6 protein-coding genes and 1 pseudogene are annotated in these 7,500 nt (G+C 60.6%); 5 read left to right on the top strand and 2 right to left on the bottom strand.

Annotated features, from left to right (window positions below):
• On the top strand, positions 1 to 251 hold a 251-nt coding region (locus GSI01S_RS19225), incomplete at its 5' end, for an ATP-binding protein (RefSeq protein WP_006898337.1).
• A gap of 25 nt (positions 252 to 276) precedes the next feature.
• Here the strand turns inward: GSI01S_RS19225 and GSI01S_RS20725 are convergent.
• Positions 277 to 465 (bottom strand): annotated as a pseudogene (locus GSI01S_RS20725) (DUF2510 domain-containing protein); the annotation flags it as partial.
• A 229-nt stretch (positions 466 to 694) separates the two neighbouring features.
• On the opposite strand from GSI01S_RS20725, the gene GSI01S_RS19665 reads away from it, so the two are divergent.
• Together GSI01S_RS19665 and GSI01S_RS19240 are read left to right on the top strand one after the other, a co-directional pair.
• Entirely contained in the window at positions 695 to 1,438 is a 744-nt protein-coding gene (locus tag GSI01S_RS19665; protein WP_075844772.1) for a DUF4839 domain-containing protein, read from the top strand.
• Between the two features lie 1,354 nt (positions 1,439 to 2,792).
• On the top strand, positions 2,793 to 3,449 hold the full coding sequence (locus GSI01S_RS19240; RefSeq protein ID WP_006898340.1) for a hypothetical protein: 657 nt from the start codon (positions 2,793 to 2,795) through the stop codon (positions 3,447 to 3,449).
• 272 nt (positions 3,450 to 3,721) lie between these two features.
• On the opposite strand, the gene GSI01S_RS20730 is transcribed toward GSI01S_RS19240, so the two are convergent.
• Positions 3,722 to 4,693, bottom strand: a complete 972-nt coding sequence (locus GSI01S_RS20730; protein WP_085950768.1) for a lipase family protein — start codon at positions 4,691 to 4,693, stop codon at positions 3,722 to 3,724.
• A 651-nt stretch (positions 4,694 to 5,344) separates the two neighbouring features.
• On the opposite strand from GSI01S_RS20730, the gene GSI01S_RS19245 reads away from it, so the two are divergent.
• Positions 5,345 to 6,151, top strand: coding sequence for a LuxR C-terminal-related transcriptional regulator (locus tag GSI01S_RS19245; protein WP_006898342.1), 807 nt, complete (start codon positions 5,345 to 5,347; stop codon positions 6,149 to 6,151).
• A gap of 790 nt (positions 6,152 to 6,941) precedes the next feature.
• A partial coding sequence (locus tag GSI01S_RS19250; RefSeq protein WP_174302310.1) for a helix-turn-helix domain-containing protein occupies positions 6,942 to 7,500 on the top strand: 559 nt, incomplete at its 3' end.

Raw genomic sequence — 7,500 nt, forward strand, 5'->3', positions numbered from 1 at the left:
TCGACGAGATCGGATTCGCCCCGCTCGACGACACCGGCACCCAACTGCTGTTCCGGCTCGTCGCCGGCGCCTACGAACGCCGATCTCTCGCGATCGCCAGCCACTGGCCCTTCGAACAATGGGGACGATTCCTGCCCGAACACACCACCGCCGCCAGCATCCTCGACCGACTCCTACACCACGCCACCATCGTCATCACCGACGGCGACTCCTACCGCATGACACACCGAACGGAGGTACCACCCACCTAAAACATCCCGCACAGGGTGGGGACTTTTACCTGGCCACCAGCGGGGACATCAAACTGGCCGTTGACATCGGAGCACCCGCAGCACCCCGTGTATCAGACAGCAGCGGGGCTAGCTTTCCACTACCCAAGTCGGGTGCTGGCGGGGCGGGCGCCACCTGTGCCCTCCATTTCTTGCCGTCCCAGTACCGTGATCCTGAACCTCCCGATGGATCTGGATACCACCCAGGTGGGGGAGGCGGTGGAGTGGTCGTATGGGTGCCCTCTCTTGACGAAACTCGACAAGATTAGCCGCACTCGTCCGTCCTTCGGCCCTGACCCTCCGCAGGATCACCCGCGGGCGACAAAGGGATATGGGGTGTCCCAGTGGCGGGTACGGGCTCGGATGGCCAGTAGGCTCAGCACGGGCCGGCCACCTTCCTGGCATGAAGCTGAGGGGCTGTGAGCATGGCAACGGACACCGGAGTCACGTACGAGACGAAAACGATCCGTGCGGTCCGCGGCATGGAGTCGCGGATTGTAAAGAAGTGGGAGGCCGACGGCTGGGAGTTGGTCTCGCAGTCGCCAGGTATGGTTCAGGTTGAAATCACCTTCCGTCGCCCCCGGCCGAAGTCTCGTCGGCTGCTTTGGATCATCGGTGGCGGCGTGGTTGTGCTCGTGCTGGCAATCATTGTGACCGTCGGGCTAGTCATCGAGAAGAACACTGCCCCGGCGAATCCCGCGCCGGGTGAAGCGACAGCTTCGCCGAGCGGGCAACCGTCCGCTGAAGCGACTGGCGAAGCAGCGTCACGGTCATCGACCCGTGATGGCGAGGTGCTCACGCCTGAGAACAGTCCTGAGTTCGCGGCTGTCCTCGCGTTCACTGACTACTGCTCGCCGGACATCGCAGCGTTTGCTGCGGCTCATCGTGGTCGAACGATCGTGTTTCCCGGCAGCATCGCCGCGATGGCACCGCACGGGAACGCGAAGACTAGGTACGACATCCTAATCAACGCGGGCGACGCTGCGTCAGCGACTGGACCGGCTTTCCAGTTCCGTGATGAGAACACCCTCAACGACCTCCACTGGGTCGGCCCGGTACCGGACACGATCGGCGTGGGGACGAACCTCGACATAACGGCCGAAGTCGACCGCTACGAGGATCGGTCGTGCCTGCTACTGCTTGAGCCGGTTGCAACCGCCGTTCGCTAGCCGTACGTAGTAGCTCGCGGCGCGCACGCCACCCACCTGTCTCGGAACGACATCCGCAGCTGTGCTGCTGTTAGGCGACATGGGAACAGGCAACGGCTAGTTGAGCCTGGAGTCGTGCTCGAGCGCACCACGCTGCCGACGCCCGCGGGCGGCAAAAACCTAACTGACCATGCTCGCCGACACCACTCCTCGGGTCCTCAGTCTGCGTAACGAGCTCTCCGGACAGGCGGATACACTCAGCGAAACCTGAGACCCAGTACCGGCAAGGAATTTCGCCCATGCACGCGGCCGATGACGCCGACAATGATCGCGACGCCCCCACGAGCTACTACCTGAGTCAAGCCGTCGCCACACTACTGATCCCAGGAACCGGTCTCACTGTGGCTGAGTGGGTTGACGACAACAAAGGTCCACTGATAATCGCGGACGGTGACCCTGCCTTTCGGGAGTGGCTGCGTCGTCTCCGCTCCGCAGCTGCTGACATGCTTGTCACTGCACCGTATGAAGCTTGGCCCATATCCGGATCAGTCGTAATCACTCGTCCCATACGAGGCAGCACCGGTAACGAACTGGTTCCCCCTCAGTCGGTGACAAGCGCGCGAAACAGCTTCTGCGTCCTGTGCGTCACGCCCGGAGCAGTCCTTCATCAGGCCTCTCATACTCCGCACACTCGTGGCGAAGTCCGGCCACAGCCGCCAGCCGCGGACGTCGCAGCGGCACCACCGTCCGGGCGCATTGGTAACGATGCTCAACTACGCTCTGCGCTATGGATTGACGCTGTTCGCCGACTGAACACGGTGCGGGAAGAGTTCGCTGCCTACGAGACCGACGCAACGGCATTCTTCCATCGCCCACTACTGGCCGATCGAACACACCCGCTCGTGCAAGCTTTCTACACTGCTTTCGCCCATGCCGATGCCTTGCGAGTAGATGGCACCGTTCCTGACGAACTCGGTTTCGTGCGTGACTTCGCCGATCGGGCCGTTGCTGCCGAAACCGCATGGAGGGCCGCGTACGCAGCTGCTTCAGCCTCGGGTGACAGCGGTCTGTCGGCTGAGCAACGAACTCTGCTGCGATGCGCTGAATCGGCAATCAAAGTGGCGCTCGACGATCGATCTCCTCCTAACGAACGAGCAACTGCCTACCGACGAGTGACCGAACTCTTCGGCAAGGCTCACATCGATGTTCCCGCGAGCATAGCCACGGAGTTGCGCCACCAAATCGAGAGCGCTACTCGCAAGACGCTCCCTGATCGACCCGGTCAAGGACTCGAGGCCCATCCAAAGATTGACAGACTCTCATGTCAATCCGCCGTTCCCGACAACAATTGTGACCAAGCAGAAGGACCAACCACATGGATGCCACCGGAATAGCAGTAGCGGTCATCATCGCGCTGGCCGTGATCGTCGGCGTCGGCTGGTTCGAATACCGCCGGCGGGAGTTCGGCAAGCTCGATGTCGAGGTACAGCACGCAGTGACAGCCGCCAGGTCTGCACGCAAGCAGTTCCGGGCTGCATCGCGGCTGATGACGACAGAAGTCGCCAGCATCGAGCGAACCATCAGCGAACTGAGCAGCGTCAAGGGCCAGCGGGTCGCCGCCGGCGGAGGAGTGACGGTCTACCAGCGATGGATCGACACCAGGCAAGGTAGCGGGTCGATCATCGGCGTCACCGCATCGGCAGCCGACGAATCCACCAACGGTGCCGGCAACGCGTACGTTGTGGTTGATGGTCCTGCAGTAAATGGTGTCGCCACCCTTGATGCATCGAAAGACCCAAAAGCCGGTCCGAACGCCTACGCGCTGGCGGCAGCGATCAACAAACAAGCACGGCTGGCCGCTGACGAGAAGAAGACGCTTCCCGAAAAGATCGAGCGAGCCAAGAGTCAGCTGACGACCGCCACACGAAGTCATGAGCAGAAGGTCGAGGCGGCACGCTCTCATTTCAGGGGACGGCTAGAAGTGCTGCCGACAGAGACTCGAGCGAAGTACTTTCGCAACGATCACGCCTAGTTTGGTCCGGCGCGCGTCACCCGTGGGGTTGGAGTTCACCCGGCGGTGATCGCGCGCTGGCTACGCGTCGTTTCGACCCGCTTGGACGCCATGTGTCTGCGACCTGCGTCGATCACTAAGCGCTGGACCAGCGGTCACGTGCTGCTGTGGTGGACAAACACTTGGTGGCCAGATGCATAGACGAGCTGTGTCGGTGACGGCCATGCTTCAGGGGCCAACCTGCGGAAGCCGGCAGACACGCTTGACTTCCGCAGGTCCTCGCTGTGAGCCATTTATTGGGTGAGTCGGCCTGCCAGCCAGTTGACTGCGATATTACCGGTAACCAATCCGACTGCGTGTCCTGGAGCTCCGATGGGCGGTAGCGATGGTGTGTTGATATTCGCCCTGGCGACGTTGGTACCCCCGCGTTTCCAAGCGTCTGCCGTGGCATTCGCATCGTCGGCGGGGACAACGTCGTCGTTCACGTTCTGCATAAGGAGTACCGGATGACTCGGTGCCGTTCGTCCCATTACGAAACTCTGGAATACGCTGTTTATCTCAGGATCGGAAGCCAACTCTTCGATTAACGGTCGCCCACTTACCGTCATCCCCTTTGTCGATCTGAAATAGTGGCCGACGACACTGCCCACCAGACACTCACCCGCAGTCTTACGCAGAAAATCTCTACCCTGACTGTTTAGTTTCGCATCGATCTTCGGCGCAAGTTGCGGATACTCAGCCCGTACCCCGTTCACGAAGTAGCCAATAACTCCGGCCGATAGCTTCCCTTCGTTGAACATCATTGTTCGCGCCGGGTTGGTCGGGGGCGCACCGACCACAGACCCTCTGATATTGAGTTCAGGGGCATAAGACTTGGCCTGTTCGGCAGCGGCGGCAGCTGCCCCGCCCCCCTGTGAGTATCCCCAGATTCCGACAGGCGCTCGGCGATCAACTGCCCCCACCGATATAGCGGCGCGCGCAGCATCAAGCACTGCGTGGGCTTGGGGAATGGGCTGCAGGTAAGGTAGCCGCCCCGGCGCCTCCGTCCCCTGAAAGTCGGTCATGGTTACAGCGAACCCTCGAGTCAAGAGGGAAGCCACGTCAAGCAGCTGTAGCTCGATCATAGGAACGCCAGAGCGGTCGGTGGTCAGTCCGCGAGTCAGCAGCTGTGAAGGTCGGCAACTCGGATCCGAGCCGTGGGTGCCAACTGCATAGGTGACCAATGGGCGAGGTCCTCTACCAGTCCACTTCGAAGCCGGAACCATAACAATTCCCGTTGTAGCGACTGGCTTGCCGCGGGTATCGGAGCTTCGATACGTGACCGAAGTCGCCTTCACCCCAGTAGGGATGGCGCCTGCCAGGAGATCCGTCTTAACAGACCGCAGCAGGCCGCCGTTCTCGACAGGGGCGTCCGCAGGCTCTGCAACGGCCGGAGCGCCCGCTGTTGCTGTTGCTGTTGCTACGAGTAGCGCAGCAGCTGCGTATCCAATCGATCTTGCTAGGAAAGTACGGGGCACATCCACTCCTTCAAAAGTACACGTTGAGTTCTCTAACTGTGAACACACATCGTACACGTTGAGTTCTCTAACTGTGAACACACATCGAACTGTCTCGGGAGAACCAGTCTTCGGCACCTCGCTCGGCCGCACCCGATGTCACGGCGCACTCACCCGAGGTGCGACTGTGAGGCGCGCTGATGGGACAGCTGCTGACCTGTAGCGACGTGAACACTCGGAGTCAGCGCCTCCACGAGCTGGTGCATCACAAACCCCCGATTTGGAATGCCAATCTTCCCTGGCGTTGTATGTTCTCTCACAGGGTGAAGCGGGCGCGACCTCGTCCACACCCCCCGAAGAGGGGGTCGAGCGTCTAGAACGAGCGATGAGATCTGCTCACCACTGATGGTAGGAGAGCAAATGTCTAGAACGATCGAGGAGATCGTCTCCAGTTCATTGCGCAGGGTGCGCCGGGACACCAATGTTTCTCTGGCATTCGCCGGCATGGCCAAGGGGCGATCAACGGTGCACTTGCAGCACTTTGAGGGCGAGACGAAAGGCGTAATCGATGGAGTTTCTATCGAGGTCGGGCACGGACTGGGCGGCAGGGTAGTTGCCCTAAGACGGCCAATGGTCGTCGACGACTATCTGGAAACGCCGCGAATCTCCCACCGCTACAACGATATTATCGAGCAGGAAGAACTGCGCGCGATGATGGCCGCCCCTGTTATTGTCGATCGAGTCCCGATCGCGGTGATCTACGGTGCACTCCACACCCCACGCCTCATTGGTGATCGGATGCTCGACACACTCGCAAGCGAGGCGCGAGCCATTGAGCAAGAGATCGCGTCCGCCCGGGCGCTGTTGGAGTACGATGCGCACTCGCCAGACAAGGATCTTCGCAACCGTGTCACCGCCGCTTTCGCACGTCTCCGCCAGCTGGTTGAGGATGTGGACGACCAGCGCCTCTCGGGGGAACTCACCGATATCATCGAAATGCTCACTGCCGAAACTGATGCCAAGTCAATGTCAACAAATATAACCGCCCGGGAGCAAGATGTTCTGGCGTTTGTTGCGCTTGGATACCCGAATGCTCGGATTGCTGATTCGCTCGGCCTAACCGTAAATACCGTAAAAGGATATATGAAGGGAATAATGCACAAACTTGGTGCGTCCTCGCGACTAGAAGCTGTGGTGCTTGCTCGCTCGGCAGGCCTTTTACCCTAAAGGCCAGAGATCAGCAGGTGCGCGACTATGTCCATGTCTTGCCGAGGCTGTTAACTCGACCTCAAATCGCGTTGCCAGGCAGTAGCTTCCGTGGTCGTGTCTCTGTCCGAGTTCCTGCTTCGCCAGAATGCGGCGGTAGAGGCCGCCCCTACCTGCTCAAATGTCATAATATCTAATCAGCCCTCTAGATCGACTGGGGGAGCGGAAGTTTCAAGTAGATGCGACATAAGTCAAGCGGCGTATGCTGGTCGAGGGTGTCGCCTCGCCGGGCTACTTCAGCTCACTCTGAGGCTTGTGTCGGTCTTGGCGTTCAAAATATGGAGAATCCCCGAAGTTGGGCTGCCGCTATGAGTGCGGCTGAGTGCTTCCCAATCTCGGCTGTCTCGAGCGTCTTGATCGGGTCCTGCCCGGTGCCGTCATCGGTTCGGCGCATCCACATCGCCCAGTTAGTGAGACCGGCGCCCCATTTTGACGGGTAGGTGATGCCGTGGGGGCGTGACCCGTCTTCCAGAACTACCGATTCGCGTATCCAGGTAGCTATCCCAGTCGTCAGAGTTTTCGCCTCGGGTGAGGAGTTCGTGAGCTCGCTCAGGGTCAACTGTTCGGTGCCGAGCGCGCCAAGCAGTTGTCCATGGCCATGAGAAAGTCCCCATTGGTGGCCAGGTCGAGGTCCCCGCTGGTGGCCAGATAAAAGTCCCCACCCTGTGTTCGTCGTGTCGACCCGGAACTGAGGGCCCAGGCGATGACGGTGAAGGTGCCAACCGATCACCATCACCGCCTGGGAGTTCCATTGAAGTCTGCGAAGGACCGTATGGACATCATTTCTGCTTACCGAGAACTCGGAAGCTATCGCGCCGCAGCCGAGGTGTGCGGCACCACCCACAAGACCGTCAAGCGTGTGGTCGACCGGTTCGAGGCCGACGATCAACCACCCGACCGCAAGGAACGGGCCCGCAACTACGATGCGGTCGCCGAGTTGGTCGCTGAGCGAGTCGAGCGGTCACACGGCCGGATCACCGCCAAGCGACTGCTGCCGGTAGCACGTGCCGCGGGCTATGAGGGCTCGGCCCGCAACTTCCGTCGTCTCGTCGCCCAGGAGAAAACACAGTGGCGCCGTGATCATCATCGTGGCCGCCGCCCGGCGGTGTGGGCTCCGGGTGACTACCTGGTCATCGATTGGGCCGTAATCGGCGGGCTGCACATGTTCTGCGCGGTGTTGGCGTTCTCGCGGTGGCGGTTCGTTCGGTTCGCCACCAACGAAACATCCACCACCACACTCGGATTCATCGCCGAGGCGTTGGAAGAGATCGGTGGAGTGCCCAACAAGGTACTCGCTGATCGGATGGGTT

This window comes from Gordonia sihwensis NBRC 108236 (genome assembly GCF_000333035.1).
Taxonomy (GTDB): domain Bacteria; phylum Actinomycetota; class Actinomycetes; order Mycobacteriales; family Mycobacteriaceae; genus Gordonia; species Gordonia sihwensis.